At 68.0% G+C, this 18,698-nt stretch carries 20 protein-coding genes; 4 read left to right on the top strand and 16 right to left on the bottom strand.

Annotated elements, in window-relative coordinates; genetic code table 11:
* Positions 1-63 precede the first annotated feature (63 nt).
* Positions 64-1,038, top strand: coding sequence for a quinone oxidoreductase family protein (locus tag LXN01_RS02710; protein WP_236862993.1), 975 nt, complete (start codon positions 64-66; stop codon positions 1,036-1,038).
* Between the two features lie 75 nt (positions 1,039-1,113).
* Here the strand turns inward: LXN01_RS02710 and LXN01_RS02705 are convergent, their stop codons facing one another.
* From LXN01_RS02705 to infC, 8 genes are all read right to left on the bottom strand, one after another.
* Positions 1,114-3,099: an ABC1 kinase family protein gene (locus LXN01_RS02705; protein WP_236862992.1), complete on the bottom strand. Its 1,986-nt coding sequence runs from the start codon at positions 3,097-3,099 to the stop codon at positions 1,114-1,116.
* A gap of 84 nt (positions 3,100-3,183) precedes the next feature.
* Complete coding sequence (locus LXN01_RS02700) at positions 3,184-4,014, bottom strand: SDR family NAD(P)-dependent oxidoreductase (RefSeq protein ID WP_236862991.1); 831 nt, start codon at positions 4,012-4,014, stop codon at positions 3,184-3,186.
* A 1-nt stretch (position 4,015) separates the two neighbouring features.
* The gene (gene pheT, locus LXN01_RS02695; protein WP_236862990.1) at positions 4,016-6,526 is read right to left on the bottom strand and encodes a phenylalanine--tRNA ligase subunit beta; all 2,511 of its coding nucleotides are present in this window, start codon (positions 6,524-6,526) and stop codon (positions 4,016-4,018) included.
* Positions 6,526-7,569, bottom strand: coding sequence for a phenylalanine--tRNA ligase subunit alpha (pheS, locus tag LXN01_RS02690; RefSeq protein ID WP_236862989.1), 1,044 nt, complete (start codon positions 7,567-7,569; stop codon positions 6,526-6,528). Before pheS ends, pheT begins: the two co-directional genes overlap by 1 nt.
* A 73-nt stretch (positions 7,570-7,642) precedes the next feature.
* Positions 7,643-8,539, bottom strand: coding sequence for a TrmH family RNA methyltransferase (locus LXN01_RS02685; protein ID WP_236862988.1), 897 nt, complete (start codon positions 8,537-8,539; stop codon positions 7,643-7,645).
* 19 nt (positions 8,540-8,558) lie between these two features.
* Positions 8,559-8,948, bottom strand: a complete 390-nt coding sequence (rplT, locus tag LXN01_RS02680) for a 50S ribosomal protein L20 (RefSeq protein WP_236862987.1) — start codon at positions 8,946-8,948, stop codon at positions 8,559-8,561.
* 65 nt (positions 8,949-9,013) lie between these two features.
* Entirely contained in the window at positions 9,014-9,211 is a 198-nt protein-coding gene (rpmI, locus tag LXN01_RS02675; RefSeq protein ID WP_236862986.1) for a 50S ribosomal protein L35, read from the bottom strand.
* Positions 9,212-9,318: 107 nt separating this feature from the next.
* Positions 9,319-9,987 (bottom strand): translation initiation factor IF-3, encoded by a 669-nt coding sequence (infC, locus tag LXN01_RS02670; RefSeq protein ID WP_236862985.1) that lies wholly within the window; start codon positions 9,985-9,987, stop codon positions 9,319-9,321.
* Between the two features lie 277 nt (positions 9,988-10,264).
* On the opposite strand from infC, the gene LXN01_RS02665 reads away from it, so the two are divergent.
* Entirely contained in the window at positions 10,265-10,666 is a 402-nt protein-coding gene (locus tag LXN01_RS02665) for a DUF1844 domain-containing protein (RefSeq protein ID WP_236862984.1), read from the top strand.
* A gap of 10 nt (positions 10,667-10,676) precedes the next feature.
* On the opposite strand, the gene LXN01_RS02660 is transcribed toward LXN01_RS02665, so the two are convergent.
* Positions 10,677-12,032, bottom strand: a complete 1,356-nt coding sequence (locus LXN01_RS02660; protein WP_236862983.1) for a M20 family metallopeptidase — start codon at positions 12,030-12,032, stop codon at positions 10,677-10,679.
* Between the two features lie 153 nt (positions 12,033-12,185).
* Here LXN01_RS02660 and LXN01_RS02655 point away from each other — a divergent pair, with 153 nt between their 5' ends.
* The gene (locus LXN01_RS02655; protein WP_236862982.1) at positions 12,186-12,638 is read left to right on the top strand and encodes a Fur family transcriptional regulator; all 453 of its coding nucleotides are present in this window, start codon (positions 12,186-12,188) and stop codon (positions 12,636-12,638) included.
* A 118-nt stretch (positions 12,639-12,756) separates the two neighbouring features.
* On the opposite strand, the gene LXN01_RS02650 is transcribed toward LXN01_RS02655, so the two are convergent.
* Genes LXN01_RS02650 through LXN01_RS02620 form a run of 7 tightly spaced genes read right to left on the bottom strand, consistent with a single transcriptional unit; the run spans position 12,757 to position 17,665 of the window.
* On the bottom strand, positions 12,757-13,536 hold the full coding sequence (locus tag LXN01_RS02650; RefSeq protein WP_236862981.1) for an SseB family protein: 780 nt from the start codon (positions 13,534-13,536) through the stop codon (positions 12,757-12,759).
* A gap of 32 nt (positions 13,537-13,568) precedes the next feature.
* Positions 13,569-14,312, bottom strand: a complete 744-nt coding sequence (priA, locus tag LXN01_RS02645) for a bifunctional 1-(5-phosphoribosyl)-5-((5-phosphoribosylamino)methylideneamino)imidazole-4-carboxamide isomerase/phosphoribosylanthranilate isomerase PriA (protein WP_236862980.1) — start codon at positions 14,310-14,312, stop codon at positions 13,569-13,571.
* Between the two features lie 20 nt (positions 14,313-14,332).
* Positions 14,333-14,944 carry an imidazole glycerol phosphate synthase subunit HisH gene (hisH, locus tag LXN01_RS02640; RefSeq protein WP_236862979.1) on the bottom strand — a complete coding sequence of 204 codons (612 nt, stop codon included), beginning with the start codon at positions 14,942-14,944 and terminating at the stop codon, positions 14,333-14,335.
* Positions 14,941-15,540: a hypothetical protein gene (locus LXN01_RS02635; RefSeq protein WP_236862978.1), complete on the bottom strand. Its 600-nt coding sequence runs from the start codon at positions 15,538-15,540 to the stop codon at positions 14,941-14,943. The genes hisH and LXN01_RS02635 overlap by 4 nt, the downstream gene beginning before the upstream one ends.
* Positions 15,537-16,139 carry an imidazoleglycerol-phosphate dehydratase HisB gene (gene hisB, locus LXN01_RS02630; RefSeq protein ID WP_236862977.1) on the bottom strand — a complete coding sequence of 201 codons (603 nt, stop codon included), beginning with the start codon at positions 16,137-16,139 and terminating at the stop codon, positions 15,537-15,539. Before hisB ends, LXN01_RS02635 begins: the two co-directional genes overlap by 4 nt.
* A complete protein-coding gene (locus LXN01_RS02625) occupies positions 16,136-17,302 on the bottom strand; it encodes a histidinol-phosphate transaminase (protein ID WP_236862976.1) in 1,167 nt (388 codons plus the stop codon). The genes hisB and LXN01_RS02625 overlap by 4 nt, the downstream gene beginning before the upstream one ends.
* A 9-nt stretch (positions 17,303-17,311) precedes the next feature.
* The gene (locus tag LXN01_RS02620; RefSeq protein ID WP_236862975.1) at positions 17,312-17,665 is read right to left on the bottom strand and encodes a LysM peptidoglycan-binding domain-containing protein; all 354 of its coding nucleotides are present in this window, start codon (positions 17,663-17,665) and stop codon (positions 17,312-17,314) included.
* A gap of 248 nt (positions 17,666-17,913) precedes the next feature.
* Between LXN01_RS02620 and lexA the strand changes: the two genes are divergently transcribed.
* Complete coding sequence (gene lexA / locus LXN01_RS02615; RefSeq protein ID WP_236862974.1) at positions 17,914-18,672, top strand: transcriptional repressor LexA; 759 nt, start codon at positions 17,914-17,916, stop codon at positions 18,670-18,672.
* Positions 18,673-18,698 lie beyond the last annotated feature (26 nt).

Here is an 18,698-nt window from a genome sequence, read left to right as displayed (position 1 = left end):
ACACATGTTCTTTATTCATTCCGGGATCGTGGACGACCCCGGTCGATGCCCGCAGGAGGCACAATGATCCACGCTGTCCAGGCCACCCGCGCAGGTGGCCCCGAAGTCCTCGAGTACGCGGAAGTGCCAGAGCCGTCAGCGGGTGCCGGGGAGCTGCTCGTGGCGGTCGGTGCCGCGGGCATCAACTTCATCGACACCTATCGCCGCTCCGGCGCCTACCCGATGGAATACCCGCATGTGGTCGGCGTCGAGGGATCCGGAGTCGTCGAGGCGATCGGCGAGGGCGTGACCGGCTTCTCGCCGGGCGACCGGGTCGCCTGGCACGATGCTCACGGCTCCTACGCCGAGAAGGTCGCGGTCCGGGCCGACATGGCGATGCGAGTGCCGGCCGGCGTGTCCGCCGAGGCCGCCGCCGCGATCCCGCTGCAGGGGCTGACCGCGCAGTACCTCGCGACCGGCTCCCACCGCATCGAGCCCGGGCAGACTGCTCTGATCCATGCCGGCGCCGGTGGCGTGGGCCTGCTCCTGACCCAGCTCGTCAAGCACCTGGGCGGTCGTGTGATCTCGACCGTGAGCACCGAGGAGAAGGCCGAGCTGGCCCGCGGCGCAGGCGCCGACGAGGTCTTCCTCTACGGCGAGGGCGTCGACATCACTGCGAAGGTGCGCGAGCTCACCGGCGGGGCAGGAGTCGACGTCGCCTACGACGGAGTCGGCAGGGACACCTTCGACGCGTCCCTGGCATCGCTGAGGATCCGCGGCTCGATGGTGCTGTTCGGCGCTGCCTCAGGTCCGGTTCCGCCTTTCGACATCCAGCGCCTCAACTCCTCGGGCGGGATCTTCCTGTCCCGCCCCTCGCTGCAGTGGTTCGTCACGAATCCGACCGAGCTCACCGAACGGGCAGAGATGCTGTTCGACGGTCTGGAGAACGGCTGGCTCGACTTCCGGGTGGGAGCCGCCTTCCCCCTCGCAGAGGCCGCTGAGGCGCACCGGGCCCTCGAAGGACGTCGGACCACCGGCAAGGTCGTGCTCATCCCCTGAACCTCGACCCGGTCTGGTGCTGACCTGGGCTCACCCCTGAGCCCAGGTCAGCGCTTCTGCCCCAGCTCATGCCGGTCAGCGGCTCTGCCGCTCCCGCAGCGATGGCGCGAGCACGACGGCGGCCAGCACGAAGCCGCCGAGCAGGACCCACGCTCCGAAGTACGTGAAGATGTTGAGCTCCGGGGTGAGCGCCGGACCGAGGTCGGCGGCCATCAGGAACACTCCCCCGAGGATCAGCGCGAAGGCGATGATGACCTGGATCAGCTGATCCACCGTGCGCTGCACGAGGGTCTTGATGAGATCGATGTTCAGCCCGCTGGTGCCGATGTCGAGAGTGCCGTCCTGCAGGTGCTGGACCACCCGGCTGACTTCCGAGGGAAGACTGGCCAGCATCGGCGCGGTGGTGCTGATGTAGAGGCCGAGATTCTCCGCCGTCTCCCCGATGCTCCGGGTCTCATGCAGCAGCGCGTCGCTGTGGTCGCGGACCATGACGAGCAGATCGACTTCGGGATCGAGCTTCCTGAGGCTGCCCTCCAGCGTGCTGATGGCGCGGAACGCGCTCGCCACAGCCGACGGCAGCTCGAAGCCCTTGTCGACGACGAAGCCCAGGAGCTCCGTGAACAGCGCAGACGAGCCGCCGGGCATGCCTCCGTCGTAGTGCAGCATGATCTGCCCGATATCCCGCTGGAGCGCTCGCAGGTCGAGGCCGGACGGGGGACTGAAGATGTCGAGGACCGCATTCATCGCCGCGTTCGAATTCTGCTGCTCGAATGCCACCAGCAGCAGCGCGATCGCCCGCCGGTCGCGCTTGTCGATGCGGCCGACGTTCCCGAAGTCGATGAGACCTGCCCGACCCGAGGCATCGATGATCACATTGCCCGCATGCAGGTCGGCGTGGAAGATCCCCTTGACAAGGACCTGTCGTGCCACGAGCAGGAAGAGATCGCGGGCGATGTCCTGCCGAGCCAGAAGCGACAGCCCGTCGAGGGTCCCGGTGGCCTGCGCCAGCGGCACACCGCGTATCCGCTCCATGACGATGACCCGCTCGCCGCTGAGCTCCGGGTACACCTCGGGGATGCGGACCGCGCAATCCGAGTGCGGACCTGCGGCTTCGCGCAGGGCGATCGTCTGCCGCAGCTCGCCGCGGTAGTCGAGTTCCTCGCGCAGCGATTCGACGAAGTTGCCGGCGATCGCCCGCACGCCGATGCTGCGAGCCCACCCGGCGGCATTCTCCAGGCGCTCGGCCAGCGTCATGATGATGTCGGAGTCCGCGCGCACCTGCCGTCGGAGCCTGGGCCGCTGCACCTTGACGACGACCTCGGCGCCGTTCGGCAGCACTGCTCGGTGGACCTGCGCGACCGAGGCGGCTGCCAGCGGCGTGGTGTCGAACTCGGCGAACAGCTCCTCGACCGGAGCGCCCCAGAACTCCTCGAGCTCGCCGCGAAGATCCTCGAAGGGCACGGGCGGGACATCGGACTGGAGCTTCGAGAACTCGTCGACGAACTCGACGGGCACGATGTCGGCCCGCGTGGCCACGAACTGCCCGAGCTTGACGAAGGTGACCCCGGCGGCGGCGAACGCCTCGGCCGTGGTCCTGGCGGCCTCCCGCATCGACACGCGCAGCGTCGGGATGCGGGGACGGAAGTAGCGCGACAGACCGAACTGCAGGAGGATCCGCTGGATCTGTCCGAGGCGGGTCACGCGGCGGTACCACACGGGAAGCCGGGAGACGGAGCGGACGACGTGACTGAAGGTTCCGCTGGGCAGGACGATCTCGATGGCGAGCAGCACGAACATCTGGATCACGATGAGCCACGCGAAGATCAGCAGGAACACCATGACGGCGGGGAAGCTCGTCTCGATCCAGGGAATGTCCCCACCCCGGGGGATCCGAAGCATCTGGTACGCCGCCAGCGTGATCGGCCACAGCGACATCCCGACCACCACCGAAACGATCGTGTTGCGCAGGGCCCCGGTGCCGACGGTGATGGTCCGCCGGACCAGCACCCCCATGATGAGTGCGTTGAGCAGTCCGAGCAGGATCGACCAGAGCAAGTTCACGTGACCACCCGTCGTGTCATCGGTGTGCGGTGTGCAGTGTACGAAGTGCGGTGCGCGGTGCACGCGCGGTCTCAGCTTAGGCGTTCACTCCGAGCGCACGTCGAGGCGAAGCTTCCGCGTGTTCTGCTCGAGGGAATCAGCCGCACGCGCCAGGGACTCCGCCGTGTCCACCCCGGCGCGGACGTAGCGGCCGGACCAGGCGTCGAGGTCGCCGCCGGCCAGGGCCAGCGCCAGCGCCACGACCTCGGCCGGATTCGTCCAGTCCTTGTCGGTGCGGAAGTCGTGGACCGGCATCGCTCGGGTCATGTCGGTCTCGATCACGCCCGGCGACATCTCGAAGATGCGCAGGCCGCGCTCGTAGCCGTAATGGTGCACCGAGTCCGCGATCCGGAACAGCGCCGCCTTCGAGGCCGAGTACGCCGCGTAGGGCGGTGAGCCGACGGCGCCCGATCCCGAGTTGAGATCGATGATCCGAACCGCCTGCTCGGTCTTCTCTGCAACCTCGAGCAGGTGCGGCACGAAGGCGTTGAGGAGCAGCAGTGGGCCGATCGTGTTCGTCTCGACCACCGAGCGCAGGTCCTCCGGCTTCGCCTCCCACAGGGGCCCCTCGGTCGATTCGATCCGACCGGCGTTGTTGACGAGGACCCGGAGCCTGACGCCCCAGCTGCGCTCGATGCTCCGCACGGAATCCAGCAGTGCGGCGATCGAGTCCTCGTCGGTGACATCCAGCCGGGCTCCGCCGATCCGCATCCCCGTTCCCGAGGCGAGCTCACGGGCGGTGTCCTTCGCTCGGTCCTCATCGGTGGCCGTCAGCAGCACCGGAAAGCCCTCCCGGGCGAAGCCCCGCGCCAGGCGGCGGCCGATCCCCCGGGATCCCCCGGTGATGATGACAAGACTCAGCGAACGATCCGGCATCTCAACTCCTCACTGCGGCTCCGAAGCGCTCCGCCGCGACAGCGGTGGCCGACTCCCGGCGGGCGGAAGCCTCATCTGCGGTCAGCGTCCGATCTGCGGCCCGGAACGTCAACCGGAACGCCACGGACTTCTTGCCCTCGGGCACCTGGTCGCCGGTGTAGACGTCGAAGACCTCGAGCGCCTCCAGCTCCGCGCCCGCCCCCTCGCGCAGGGCGGCCGCGAGGGCTGCGGCGGGGACGTGCTCGTCGACCACCAGCGCGACGTCCTGCCGCGACACCGGGAAGGTCGACAGTGCACCGGCCCATTCCCGCTGATCCTCCTGCCGCAGCAGCGCATCCAGGTCGATCTCGAAGGCGACCGTGCGGCCCGGCAGCCCGAGGTTCTCCAGCGCCTTCGGGTGCAGTTCGCCGGCGTGCCCGAGCACGCTGCCGTCGCCGAGCACGAACTCCGCGCACCGGCCGGGATGGAACGGTGCGTGCCTGGCGGCGCGCACGTCGACGGCGATGCCGTTGGCCTCGGCGATCCGGTGGACGATGTCGATGGCGTCGGCGGTGTCGGCGGGCCGTCCCTCTCCCCAGACGCCGGGCAGCTCTGCATGTCCGCTGATCACGCCCGCGAAATGGTAGGGCTGAGGAGGGACGGCGCCGAGGATCGTTCCGAGCTCATCCTCGGTCGGGTGGTAGCCCGGGTCGAATCGGAGGCCGCGGCGGGGTCGGTCCTCCTCCGGCTGCGTGACAAGGCCCGCTTCGAACACTGCGACGTCCTTGAAGCCGCGCCCGAGATTGCGGCTGACCGCGTCGACGAGGGTCGCCAGCAGGTGGGTGCGCATCAGCGGGTTGTCGTCGGCCATCGGATTGGCCAGCCGCACATTCCGGCGGCGCGGATCCTCAGCCGGGATCAGCAGGGCGTCGCTGCGCTTGTCCGAGGTGAAGGGGTAGGTGAGGACCTCGGTGCAGCCGAGCGCGGTCAGCAGATTCGAGATCCGGCGGCGGGCGCGCTGCGCCCGGGTGAGACCCCTTCCGCCGGGCGCCTGGGGCACCGCCGAGGGGATCCTGTCGTAGCCGCCAGCCCGCGCGATCTCCTCGACCAGGTCGATCGGATCGGTGAGGTCCGACCGCCAGGTCGGCACGGTCACCGACACCGACTCCCCCTGCTCGGCGGCCGAGGCGCCGACTGCTTCCAGCAGGGCGACCACCTCGGCGGTGGAGTAGTCCACGCCCACCTTCTCGGCGGCCATGGTCACCGGCAGGTCGATGACCCGCGGCGGCGGCTCCTCGCCGACCACGGTGGTCGCCTCATCGAGGGCGCCGCCGCCGAGCTCGACCAGGAGGTCAGCCGCACGGCGGGCCGCGGCCGGGCCGAGGGCGGGGTCGACTCCCCGCTCGAACCGGCGCGACGCCTCGGTGGAGAGACGGTGCCGGCGCGAAGTCCGGGCGATGGAGATCTGATCGAAGTGGGCGGCCTCGATGAGCACATTGCGGGTCTCGGACGAGACCTCGAGCTCGGCGCCGCCCATGACCCCGGCCAGACCGATGAGGCGGCTGCGGCCGGCGACCTCGTCGGTGATCAGGAGGTCCTCCTGATCCAGCGTGCGCTTCACCTCATCGAGCGTCGTGATCGTCTCCCCGCGCTGCGCCCGGCGCACCACGATCCGCTCACCGAGCAGGTCGAGGTCGTAGGCGTGCAGCGGCTGGCCGAGTTCGAGCATGACGTAGTTCGTGATGTCCACGGTGAGGCTGATGGGTCGCATCCCCGCCTCGAGCAGACGGCGCTGCATCCAGAAGGGCGTGCGCGCCGAGGGATCTACTCCGCGGACTGTCAGCGCCGTGAAACGGCTGCACCCGGGCACGCCGTGGATCGGTGCCGAGTCCTCGAGCACGACTGGGAAGCCGTCGCAGGTGGGCTCGTTGACCTCGAGCTTTGCGGGGTCGTCGTACTGCTGGCCCTTGAGCATCGCGAATTCGCGGGCGATGCCGCGCATCGACAGCTGGTAGCCGCGGTCAGGCGTGACGTTGACGTCGAGTGTGACCCGGTCGAGGCCGAGGAGCTCCATGGCGTCGTCGCCCGGCGTGCCGTCCAGGCCCCATTCGCCGAGCACGATGATGCCCGTGTGGTCCTCGCCCAGGCCCAGCTCCTTGGCGGAGCAGATCATGCCGTCGGAGACGTGTCCGTACGTCGTGCGCGCGGAGATCGCGAATTCACCGGGCAGAACCGCACCCGGCAGGGCCGCGACGACGAGATCGTCGACGGCGAAATTGTGGGCGCCGCAGACGATGCCGCGCGGCTCGGATTCACCCGTGTCCACCTGGCACCAGCTGATGGTCTTGCCGTTGGAGTGCTCTTCCTTGGCCATCTCCGCCACGCGGGCCACGACCAGCGGTCCGGTGATGGTCGGGCCGAGGAAGTCCTCCTCCTCGAGGCCGATCCCGGCGAGTTCGGCTGCCAGCGTATGGGGGTCATCGACGACCGAGGTGTCGACGTAGTCGCCGAGCCATTCGAGCGGGACGCGCATCAGGCATTCACTCCAAACCGTGCAGAGAAACGGAGGTCGCCTTCGACCATGTCATGCATATCGTTGATGCCCTCGCGCAGCATCAGGGTGCGCTCGATGCCCATGCCGAAGGCGAAGCCCTGGTAGACATCGGGGTCGATGCCCGCGGCGCGGAGCACGTTCGGGTGCACCATGCCGCATCCGCCCCATTCGATCCAGCCGGCCCCGCCGACCTTGTTCGGGAACCAGAAGTCCATCTCGGCGCTGGGCTCGGTGAACGGGAAGAAGCTGGGGCGCAGCCGAGTGCGGGACTCCGGGCCGAACATCGCGCGGGCGAACTCGTCGAGCGTGCCCTTGAGGTGGGCCATCGTCAGGCCGCGGTCGATGGCGATGCCCTCCACCTGGTGGAACACCGGCGTGTGGGTGGCGTCGAGCTCGTCAGTGCGGAAGGTCTTGCCCGGGCAGACGACGTAGAGCGGGACGCCGCGCTCGAGCAGCGACCGCGACTGCACCGGAGAGGTGTGGGTCCGCAGCAGGAGCGATGCCTCGGCCGGGTCGACGAAGAATGTGTCCTGCATCTGTCGGGCCGGGTGGTCGGGACCGAAGTTCAGGGAGTCGAAGTTCAGCCACTCCGCTTCGACCTCCGGGCCTTCGGCGACCTCCCAGCCGTGCCCGATGAAGTGGTCGGCGACCTGCTCCTGCAGCAGCTGGAGGGGGTGCCGGGCCCCGATCGGCCGGCGGCCGGTGGGGAGCGTGACGTCAACGGCCTCGGCGACGAGCACCTCGGCTTCGCGCTGCTCCTCAAGTGCCGCCTGGCGTGTGTCGTGGGCCTTCTTGATCCGTCCCCGAGCCTGACCGACGAGCTTGCCCGCTCCGGCCTTCTCCGACTTGTCGAGAGAGCCGATCGCACGATTGGCCAGGGCGAGCGGGGAGCGGTCGCCCGTGTGGTCGATCCTGGCGGTCTTGAGCTCGTCCAGGGTGGCAGCGGTTTCGAATGCGGCCAGCGCAGCGTCGACGGCTGCCGCAACCGAGGACTCGTCGCGCGGATCAGGATGCGCAGTCATCGGCCTTCTTTCTGTCGAGTGGGTGGGGACCGTCAATCAGTCTAACCAGTCCGACGGTCGGCCGAGGACTCGCCTACAGCCGCACGTTGCGCGCGGTCTCGTAGATGCAGATGCCCGCGGCCGTCGCAAGATTGAGGCTTTCAGCGCGTCCGTAGATCGGAATGGCCACCGCGGCGTCGCACAGCTGCCGGTCCGCCTCGGGCAATCCCCAGGCCTCGTTGCCGAACACCCACATCGTAGGACGGGTCAGATCCAGACCTGTCGCCCAGGGACTGTGCAGGTCGTGCACCGGCGGGTGGGCGTCGGCAGCGAGCACCTGCATGCCGGAAGCCCGGCCTCGCTCGGTGACTTCGGCGAGGTCGGCGCCCGTGACGACGGGGAGATGGAACAGGCTGCCTGCTGTGGCGCGGACTGTCCTGGGATTGTAGACGTCGACGCTCGACCCCGTGTAGACGACGGCGTCCGCGCCCGCTGCATCGGCGACGCGCAGCACGGTGCCGGCGTTCCCGGGATCGCGCACCTGGGAGAGCACGACGACGAGCCTGGAACCGGAGCTGATGGCGGAGCTCAGATCCACATCGAGGAATTCGCAGACGGCGAGCAGGCCCTGTGACGCCTCGGTGTCGGCGATCTGCGCGAGCAGAGCCGGGTCGATCTGGCGGACAGGAGTCCCGGCACGCTCAGCGAGTTCGAGGATGTCCGGGTGGCGGTCCGCGGCAGCAGCGGTGGCGAACAGGTCGACCAGCCGGATTGGAGATGCGTCGACGCGGTCGTCCGCACCAGCACCGCTCACGGCCTCCGCTCGGGCGGAGAGAGCCTCGCGAACGGCTTGGGGGCCTTCGGCCAGGAACTGGCGGGTCTTGGTACGCCACGAGCGCCTGACCAGTTTGGCGGCTTCCCTCACCCGCTTGGACTGCGGGGAGTGGATGACCGGCCCGGTCAGGCGCTCGTGCTGAGTGATCTCACTCATGCGAACGCGGCAGCTCGCATCAGGCGGCGCTGGACTTGGCTGCGTTGACGTCTGCCGGCAGCGCTTCCTTGGCGACCTTGACAAGCGTTGCGAAGGTCGCCGAGTCATTCACTGCGAGCTCGGCCAGCATGCGGCGGTCGACCTCGACGCCGGCGGCCTTGAGCCCCTGGATGAAGCGGTTGTAGGTCATGCCATTGGCGCGGGCGCCGGCGTTGATGCGCTGGATCCAGAGGCGACGGAAGTCGCCCTTCCGAGCGCGGCGGTCACGGTAGCTGTAGACCAGCGAGTGGATGACCTGCTCTTTTGCCTTGCGGTAGAGGCGAGACCGCTGACCGCGGTATCCGCTTGCGCGGTCGAGAATGACCCTGCGCTTCTTCTTGGCGTTGACCGCCCTCTTCACACGTGCCACGTGTACTCCTTAGAAAATTGTGATCGCTGTCTGCACAGCTCGGGTTCGGACCCGGCGCTGGAGTCTCAGCGCTTGCCGAGCAGCTTCAGGGCCTTGGCGGAATCGCCCTTGGGGAGTCCCTTGTCCATCGAGATCCGGCGCTTGCGCCGCGAGGACTTGTGCTCAGCCAGGTGGCGCTTGTTGACGCCCTCCCGCATGACCTTGCCGCTGCCGGTGAGGCGCAGACGCTTCTTGGCGCCGCTGTGAGTCTTCTGCTTCGGCATGGTGCCGCTTCTCCTTCTCGTGTCGTGTCGACCGGCGCACGCCGGCGCACAACGTCGATTTGATGTCATGCGTCAGCCCCGCTGAACAGCAGGGAGGACGCGCACACTTACGCTTCGGCGTCGGCAGGCTTGTGCTCTGCCTTGGCCTGGGCCGCTCGATCGCGCCGGGACTTGGCCTCGACGGTGGTTCCCTTCGCCCCGCGGTTCGCCTGTCGCGTTTCCGCCTTGGCATCCGACTTGGACTTGAATGGTGCTACGACCATCACCATGTTGCGCCCGTCCACCCGCGGCTGGGACTCCACGGAGCCGAGCTCCGCGACGTCCTCCGCAAGCCGGTTGAGCAGCTTGATTCCCATCTCGGGGCGGGACTGCTCACGACCGCGGAACATGATCATGACCTTGACCTTGTCGCCACCGGTCAGGAACCGCTCGACATGGCCCTTCTTGGTTTCGTAGTCGTGCTCGTCGATCTTGAGGCGAAACCGGATTTCCTTCAGCGCCGTATTGGCCTGATTCTTCCGGGCGGCACGTGCCTTCTGAGCAGATTCGTACTTGTACTTGCCGTAGTCCATGAGCTTGGCCACAGGAGGCTTGGCCTGCGGGGCCACCTCGACCAGGTCGAGGTCTGCGTCACGGGCCAGCTCGAGTGCCTTGTGAATGGCAACGATCCCCACCTGCTCGCCGTTGGGGCCGACCAGGCGGACTTCCGGAACTCGAATCCGATCATTGATGCGCGGCTCGCTGATGTGCTCGCTCCTTCTTCGACGATGATTCACGATGCTGCCGAAAAGAAAAAGCTCCCTTCGGCACATGCCAAGGGAGCCCAGACGAATGCGAGCGATGGAGACACTCGATGCGCCCTTTCGAGAAGGACGATCATTCGAAACCCGATCGCCTGTGACGATCCAGGTGGGAGCCGAGCTCCTCTTTGCACACGTCCATGATACTACGATTCCTGCCCGCGTGCACATCAGCGGCTGAGATCTGCACGAACCGCGCTTCCCAGCTCTTCGGACGCCGGCCTGCAGGGAGAGGTGTGGGATGCTGTTGGGCATGACCGAATCACAGTCGAACCCCGCAGCCGAATCCGCTTCCGGTTCCGCATCAGCGTTCAGCGAAGAGCAGGCGATCCGCGACATCGCGGAGGTGCCCGCTGTCGAGATCATCTCATCTGCGGCTGTCCATCTGATGAGCGCGGCCGCAGTCAAGTGCGGCCTGGCTGAGGACACCGAGACCGAGCGCGCCGCCGATCTCACCGATCTCGACGAGGCCCGCAAGCTCATCACCGCGCTCGCCGGGCTCGTGACTGCCGGCGCCACCGAGATCGGCGATCATCACGCCCGCCCCCTGCGCGACGGGCTGCGCAGCCTGCAGCTGGCGTTCCGCGAGGCCTCGGCGATCCCGGACGCGCCCGGACAGGGCCCGGGAGAGAAGTTCACCGGCCCCGTGCGGTGACACCGGAGGCCTAGAGGGCTCCCTTCTCGCCGAAGTACCGAACGGCAGGGATCCTGCCCCCATTCCGGTCGAATTCCCGGGACACCTCATCGGCCAGCTCGTCGTCGAACAGGAAGTCGAGCGCAGTTGCTGCCAGTCCGAACGCGCCATCGACCACTGCTTCGTCGGCCTGCGGCGATCGCGCCGCATCGGCGAACTCCCGGGTGTGCCAGGCGACCCGCGGTTCGGCGATGGCGATGGTGGGATGGATGCCGGGCACCAGCCAGCTGACATTGCCGAAGTCGGTCGAGGCGGCAAGCGTGTCGGGCACCACGCCGGCCGGGAAGGGAGCTCGTCCCACGGCCCGCTGATAAGCAGACCACCGCGCCGCCAGCTCGCTGTTCGCCTTGACCGGCATGCTCGGCGGGTGGATGTCCCAGTCGAGCTGGACCCCGCAGCCGGTCATCAAGGCCGCACCGTGAGCGATATCGGCGATGCGCCCCGACAGCTCCCGCAGCGTCTCCGGGTACGGGGAGCGCACGTACAAGTTCAGCTGCGAGCGCTCGACGATGACGGAGGGACGGTCTCCGCCCTCCGGCAGCGATGCGTGCACCCTGTCGACCGGAAGCATCTGCTGACGCAGCAGACCGATTCCCTGATACATCAGGGACGCCGCATCGAGGGCGTTGCGTCCCATGAAGGGCAGAGCGGAGGCGTGAGCGGCGATGCCGGTGAAGGTGACCTCGAGTGCGCGTCGGCCCAGCCACAGCTGCTCGCAGGCGTCGAAGCCGAACGGATGCAGCATGAGTGCCGCGTCGATCGTGTCGAAAGCACCGTGGCGAGCCATGATCTCCTTGCCGCCCCGGCCCTCCTCGGCCGGCGTGCCGAGGAGCACGACCCGACCGGGCAGCCGACGTGCGTCTCCGTCGAGCGCCGCAACCAGAGCGCAGAAGGCGCCCACGGCAGAGGCGGCGATGACATTGTGGCCGCAGGCGTGCCCGATGTCCGGCAGCGCGTCATACTCGGCGAGGATCGCGACCGTTCTGCCGGCATCCGGGCTGCCGAACTCCGCACGCACCGCGGTCTCCAGTCCTGCGACGCCGACTTCGGCCTCGACTCCGGAACTCCGCACGGCGGCAGCCACCAGCTCGGCGGATGCGTGCTCCTCGAATGCCGGTTCAGCAACTGCGTGGACGGCGTGTGACAGCCCGATGAGTCGGAGCCGCGCTTCCGCGACCTCGGCGCGGACCCTGTCGATGATCGCGTCGGGCGCACCGCTGAAGGCGGATTCGGGCGGCTGCGCCGCCGCGCCGCGACGAGCGGCCTCCAGCCGTGCGTGCTCGATGTAGTCACTGCTCGGGACGGTGGGTCGGGTCGGATCGCTCATGCCCCCACACTATTGCGCACTGACGCCGCCACCAGGCTCGGCCGAGCGCGGATGCCTGCACGTCGACTGATTCCCGCTCGGATACGTCTGGTCGAACACGCACAGCGCGCGCTTTTCTTGAACGGTTCCAAAACAGGGAGTAAGCTGTCGGCCGTGACGACAACGAGCACTGCCGAACTCATTCGGGCTGCCGGGCTGCGGGTGACCGCTCCGCGGCAGGCCGTGCTCGAGGTGCTCACCTCCGTAAGGTCCCATCCCGATGCCGAGGAGATCACCAGCGCGACTCGGGAGCGGATCGGCAAGGTATCGCATCAGACGGTCTACGACGTCCTCGCGGCCTTCGAGCGGGCCGACCTGGTGCGGTGCATAGAGCCCGCGGGCGCGTCAGCGGCTCGTTACGAGCTGCAGCGCCATGACAATCACCATCACATGGTCTGCCGGTCGTGCCAGCAGATCTTCGACGTGCCCTGCCTGGGCGCCGGCGCCCCGTGCCTTCATCCCGACGACGCCTTCGGGTTCGAGATCGAGATCGCCGAGGTGCTGTACTGGGGCCGCTGCTCCGAGTGCCGCGCCACGGAAGGCGAGCCTGCCGCCGCTGCGCCCTGACGATCGGCGCGCGCTGCTCACTCGGCGTGAACCGAGGAAGGCGAGCAGGCCGTGCGGCTCGGCCGACCGCGAGCTCGGCCGCCGGAGTGCGCGGCCGGCGGAGTGCGCGGCTCGAGCCTCAGGCGGCGAAGCTGATGACCATCGAGTCGACCAGCGCAACGAACTCCTCATGTGCGCTCAGGCTCTGTCTGAACTCGTTGAGCCTGTCACTGCCCGGTGCCTCGGCTGTCCGGAGCACGAGGGCCACTTCCGGACCACTGATGTGAACGTTGCGCGTGCCGGGGGCGACCCCCAACCCCTCGATCCAGCCGAATCTGCCTGCGATCTCAGCAGCGAGCCGCGCCACGCGCGCATCGGCCCAAGCGGGCCTCCACGTGTGCCCCTGCACGAAAGCCCATAGAGCAGTTCGCCGCAGGAGGAAGGGATCTGTGCTTCCCGGGTCGATCACCACGAGCTGTGCGCCCTCTTGGATCGCGGCAACGCCCAGCCGCTCCATCTCGATCGGGACGGGCCTGGCGGTGGTTCCCCAACTCGTCAGCGCGGGGATGTCGGCGAAGCAGGGAGTGCATTCGCGCCCGTCTTCCGAGGCGAGCCGCACCATCGCCATCTCGGATCTGTTGTCGTGGACCAGACCTCGCTCGTCAGTGGAGTGCTCGACGGCGGTGGGCATCACCGGAGCATAGACCCGAGCCCCGCGCAGCGCTTCGACGACGCCGATGTGGGCCTGCGGTTCCATGGGCGAGACGTTGACCGCCCGCAGCGCCGCTCGCAGCGAGGGATCCGCCTGACCCGTATCCCCGGAGAAGGGATTGGGCTTGAGGTCTCGCCCAGCCCACGGGGTGCCGGCGGAGTCCGCCGCCTGCGCAGCGGACCTGTGCGCGCCGGACGTCTGCGCCATGTGCTCCGGCAGGGACCGCCGTGTGCTGTCGGTCATCGACCGGCGACGTCGAGCGCCTCCGCCAGGGTGAATTTCCCGGCATAGAGTGCTTTGCCCACGATCGCGGCCTCCACTCCTTCGGGCACGAGGGTGCGCAGCGCCGCGATGTCGTCCAAGCTGGACACTCCTCCGGAAGCGACTATCGGCCGATCGGTCCGTGTGCACATCTCGCGCAGCAGTTCCACATTGGGTCCCTTGAGCGTCCCGTCCTTGTTGACATCGGTGACGACGTATCGGGCGCACCCGGCCTCTTCCAGCTGCTGCAGCACGGTGAAGAGGTCACCGCCCTCCTTGGTCCAGCCCCGTGCAGCCAGCGTGGTGCCGCGCACATCCAAGCCGATCGCGATCTTGTCGCCGTAGTCGCGAATGACCTCGGCCGTCCACGCCGGGTTCTCGAGCGCGGCAGTGCCGATGTTGACCCGTTCGGCACCCGTGTCGAGGGCTCGCTCGAGGCTTTCGGTGTCGCGGATGCCCCCGGAGATCTCCACCTTGATCGACAGCGCTTTCGTCACCTGCTTGAGCAGGTCATAGTTGGAGCCGCGGCCGAACGCCGCATCCAGATCGACGAGATGGATCCACTCGGCGCCTGCGCTCTCGAACTGCTGGGCCGCTTCAACAGGAGAGCCGTAGTCGGTCTCGGAGCCGGCGGCTCCCTGCACGAGACGCACGGCCTTGCCGGCGGCGACGTCCACTGCGGGCAGCAGTGTGAGAGCGGGTTCGGTCACAAGTTCAGTCATCTTCTCTTCCTTGATTCCTCTCAGTCGAGAGCATTCACCCAGTTGGTCAGCAGTGCGGCTCCGGCGTCCCCGGACTTCTCAGGATGGAATTGTGTGGACCAGGTGGAGCCGTCCTCCACCGCGGCCACGAAGGGCCGACCGTGAGTGGAGAGGGTGCTCACGGAGCCGGCAGGCTTCACGTGGGCGGCGTACGAGTGCACGAAGTAGAACCGTTCGTTCTCGATGCCGGAGAACATCCGCGATCCCGCAGGCACCTGAACCTGATCCCACCCCATGTGCGGAATCACGTCTGCTTCCAGGCGAGTCACTTCCCCGGGCCATAGCCCGATCCCGGCGGCGGTGACTCCGTGCTCGGTGCCGGCGGAGAAGAACACCTGCTGACCCACGCAGATCCCGAGCATGGGCAGCTGCCTCTCGTGGCGCTCGCGGATGACTTCGACAGCTCCGGCACGCGTGAGCCCCGCCATCACCGCCGCGAAGGCGCCGACGCCGGGAACGAGCAGACCATCGGCCGCGGCGGCCCGCTGCAGGTCCCCGGTGAGTTCGACCTGCGCACCGGTCCGTTCGACAGCACGCACCGCCGAGCGGACGTTTCCGGATCCGTAGTCCAGGACGACCACCCGCGGGCTCATGCCGGCCGCCCCGACAGCAGCGCATTGATCCGGTAGAGCCCGAATCCGAGCACGACAACACCCAATCCGGCGCCGGCCCAGCCCGCGGCGGCGCCTCGCAACCCGGCTATCGCGCCGATGGCGATGGCGATCACCGCCAGCAGCGCGACGACGAACCACAGGATCGCCGTCCGTGCCAGCGCCGCTCGGGCAGGCGTCATCGTCGCCGCGCTGGCCTGCAGCTTGGTCATCGCGGAGGTGTCGATCCAGCCTTCGATGTCCTGCGGCGCCTTGATCTCCAGGAGGAGCTTCTCCAGATCCTCGGGGAGGTTGGTCAGGGCCAGCCCTGCGGGCACGTCCGATTCGCGGGTGCCGTGCCGGTAGTGCGCAGCGTCGATCTGCTCGTCGTTGCGCACCATCAGCAGCACCTCATGCTTGCCGGCGAGCTTGGAGATGGCTGCGGCAGCCGCGTTGCCCGCAGCGATATCCGTGTCGTCCTGCACGATGGCGGAGAAGTCGCCGATCGGCACGATGGCACCCCGGATGTCCGAGAGCACACAGGCGGCGGCGAGCTGGTCCGGCTGGCCGAACGGGGTCACGATCACCGTCCGACTCACAGTGCGCCCTTCGTGCTCGGGATGCCGCTGACGCGCGGGTCGGATTCGACTGCCGCGCGCAGAGCACGCGCGAACGCCTTGAACTGGGCCTCGGCGATGTGATGCGGGTCGCGCCCGGCGAGCAGGTTCAGGTGGACGGTGAACCCGGCGTTGAAGCTCAGCGACTCGAGGGAGTGGGCGACCATCGATCCAGTGAAGTGGCCGCCGATGAGGTGGTACTGCTGGCCTTCGGGCTCCCCGCTGTGGACGAAGTACGGACGACCGGAGACGTCGACGACGCATCGGGCGAGAGCTTCGTCCAGCGGGACCAGCGCATCGCCGTAACGGCGGATGCCGGCCTTGTCCCCCAGGGCTTCGCGCAGGACCTGCCCGATCACGATCGCAGTGTCCTCCACCGTGTGGTGCACGTCGATGTGGACATCGCCCTCGGCCCGCACCTCGAGGTCGATGAGCGAATGCTTCGACAGCGCGGTGAGCATGTGGTCGTAGAAGGGCACTCCGGTCGAGATCTCCGAGGCGCCTGTCCCGTCGAGGTCGATCTCGACGGTGACGTCGGATTCGCTCGTCACCCGGTGCGCCGAGGCGCGGCGGTCAGTCATGCTTGTCCCTTCACAGCGGTCTGAGATGATTCGGCGACGATTCCCGGGTCGGCGGCTACCGCCGCGGTGATGGCGTCGACGAAGGCGGTCGTCTCCGCCTCCGTTCCCGCATTCACCCGCAGATGGCCCGGGATTCCGTTGTCGCGCACGAGAACGCCTCGCTCGAGCAGCGCCTGCCAGAGCGCGGGCGGCCGCGTCACGCCGCCGAACAGGATGAAATTCGAATCGCTGGGGACGACGCGGAAGCCCAGCTCCGTCAGTGCCCGGCTCATCCGATCGCGCTGCTCCACCAGGCGATCGACGTTGGCCAGCAATGAGGGCGCGTGGTCGAGGGCAGCGCACGCGGCAGCCTGGGTCAGCGCAGACAGATGGTACGGAAGTCGCACGAGGCGCAGCGCATCGATAAGCGCCGCGTCCGCCGCAGCGTACCCCAACCGCGCCCCGGCGAATGCGAACGCCTTGCTCATGGTTCGGGAGACGACCAGTCGGGGATGGTCCGGCAGCAGAGTCAGGGCGGTGCGGAACCCGGGGCGGGCGAATTCGGCGTAGGCCTCGTCGACGATGACGATGCCGTGTGCCTCGGCCAGCACAGCCTCGACAACGGACAGGTCGAGGCCGTTGCCGGTGGGGTTGTTCGGAGTGCACAGGAATACGACGTCCGGGTCATGGTCGCGCACCGCTGCCGCAGCCGATTCGGCATCCAGCCCGAAATCGTCAGCGCGATCAACGGAGATCCACTCGGCACCCGTGGACGTGGTGATGAGCGGGTGCATCGAGTAGCTGGGCGAGAAGCCGAGCGCACTGCGCCCCGGTCCGCCGAAGGCCTGCAGGATGTGCGAGAGCACCTCGTTGGAGCCATTGGCCGCCCAGACCTGGGCCGGAGCGATCGACGTGCGATCGGTTCCGCCGCCCTGCCGTTCGAGCACATCCCCGAGGTACCCTGCCAGGCGCTCGCGCAGTGCGGTGAATTCGCGATCGGGATAGCGGTTGAGATCGCCCAGCACGGCGGCGAGCGACTCTTGGACCGCCCGCACCACGTCGGCCGGAACAGCGAAGGAGTTCTCGTTGACGTTGAGCGGAACCGCCACGTCGAGCTGTGGCGCGCCGTACGGCTCCTTGCCGCGCAAGTCGTCTCTGATGGGCAGATCCTGCAGTGAAGTCACCGCACAAGTCTATCGCGCAGGAATCGCGAGCCTCTGGCCGGGGTGCACCACATGAGCCCCCAGGTTGTTGATCTCAGCGATGTCCAGAACGACATCCCTGGTATCGACCCCGCCGGACACCTCCGAGGCGATCGACCACAGCGAGTCACCGTCCTCCACGATGACGACCGAGTACTCCCCGGTGCCGCCCAGAGCGGATTCCGAGGCACCGGCCGCCTGCGGTGAGGCGGACAGGGCCACTGCGATGCCGACAGCCAGCGCTGCGATCACGATCGCCACAGTCCTCGCCAGCCGCACGAAGCGGCGGCCGCGCGAGGTCAGCCGGGACCCGCGAGGAGCTGGGGAAAGAGCAGCTGAAGCCATGTCATCCTCCTGAAGTTGGTCGAGCTTCGGGTGCCGAAGAGAAGACGGACCCACCAAGGTAATCGAACTCATGTACTATTGAACACAACATTCGAACGAATGTCCACCGAATCTCGAACGCGTGTGTGAAAATGGATTAGAACGACGTTGTGATCGATCAGTTCGCAGTGTTGCATCGGGCACGGACACGGCGGTCGGAGCCGGCTCCGCCGCCAGGGAGCCAAGCGTTGGCAGACAGGGGAAGAGGAATGAGCACACAGCCACGACGTCCCAGAGGGCGTCCGCGCAACGACAGCGTCGCGGATGAGATCGAGGAGTTCCGCGCGACACAGGCCGACGTGGTCGAACTGCCGGAGGGTTCGGCGGCTGCGGGAGACCCGCGGCTGACCCCGCGCCAACGGCTGGTGCTCGAGACCATCGAGTCCGCCGTCTACACCAACGGCTATCCCCCGAGCATGCGCGAGATCGGCAAGGCTGTCGGGCTGGCCTCCCTGTCGAGCGTGGCCCATCAGCTGTCCCAGCTGGAGCGGCTGGGCTATCTGCGCCGGGATCCGAAGCGGCCCCGGGCGATCGAGATCGTCAACCCGGCAGAAGAGGCAGCGCAGACGGCGCACTCGGTTCCGGAGTCAGCGAACACCACGATGGTCCCGGTGCTCGGCAGGATCGCAGCCGGCGGACCCATCACCGCGGAGCAGGCGGTGGACGACGTATTCGCGCTGCCGAAGCAGATCGTCGGGTCGGGCGACCTGTTCCTGCTTCGAGTCGCCGGCGACTCGATGATCGATGCCGCCATCTGCGACGGCGACTGGGTTGTGGTCCGTCGGCAGAACGCGGCGGAGAACGGGGAGATCGTTGCGGCGCTCCTCGACGAAGAGGCGACGGTCAAGACGCTGCGCCGCAAGGACGGCAAGCAGTGGCTGCTCCCGCAGAACGACCTCTACGAGCCGATCGACGGCGACCGGGCCACCATCATGGGCATCGTGGTAGCGGTGATCCGCCGCGTCTGAGCCATGCGGCTGAGCGGTACCAGTAC

It is taken from the genome of Brevibacterium daeguense (assembly GCF_021729135.1).
Lineage (GTDB): Bacteria > Actinomycetota > Actinomycetes > Actinomycetales > Brevibacteriaceae > Brevibacterium > Brevibacterium daeguense.
Note: the sequence above shows the minus strand (reverse complement) of the source record. Positions and strands in the feature narration are given on the sequence as shown.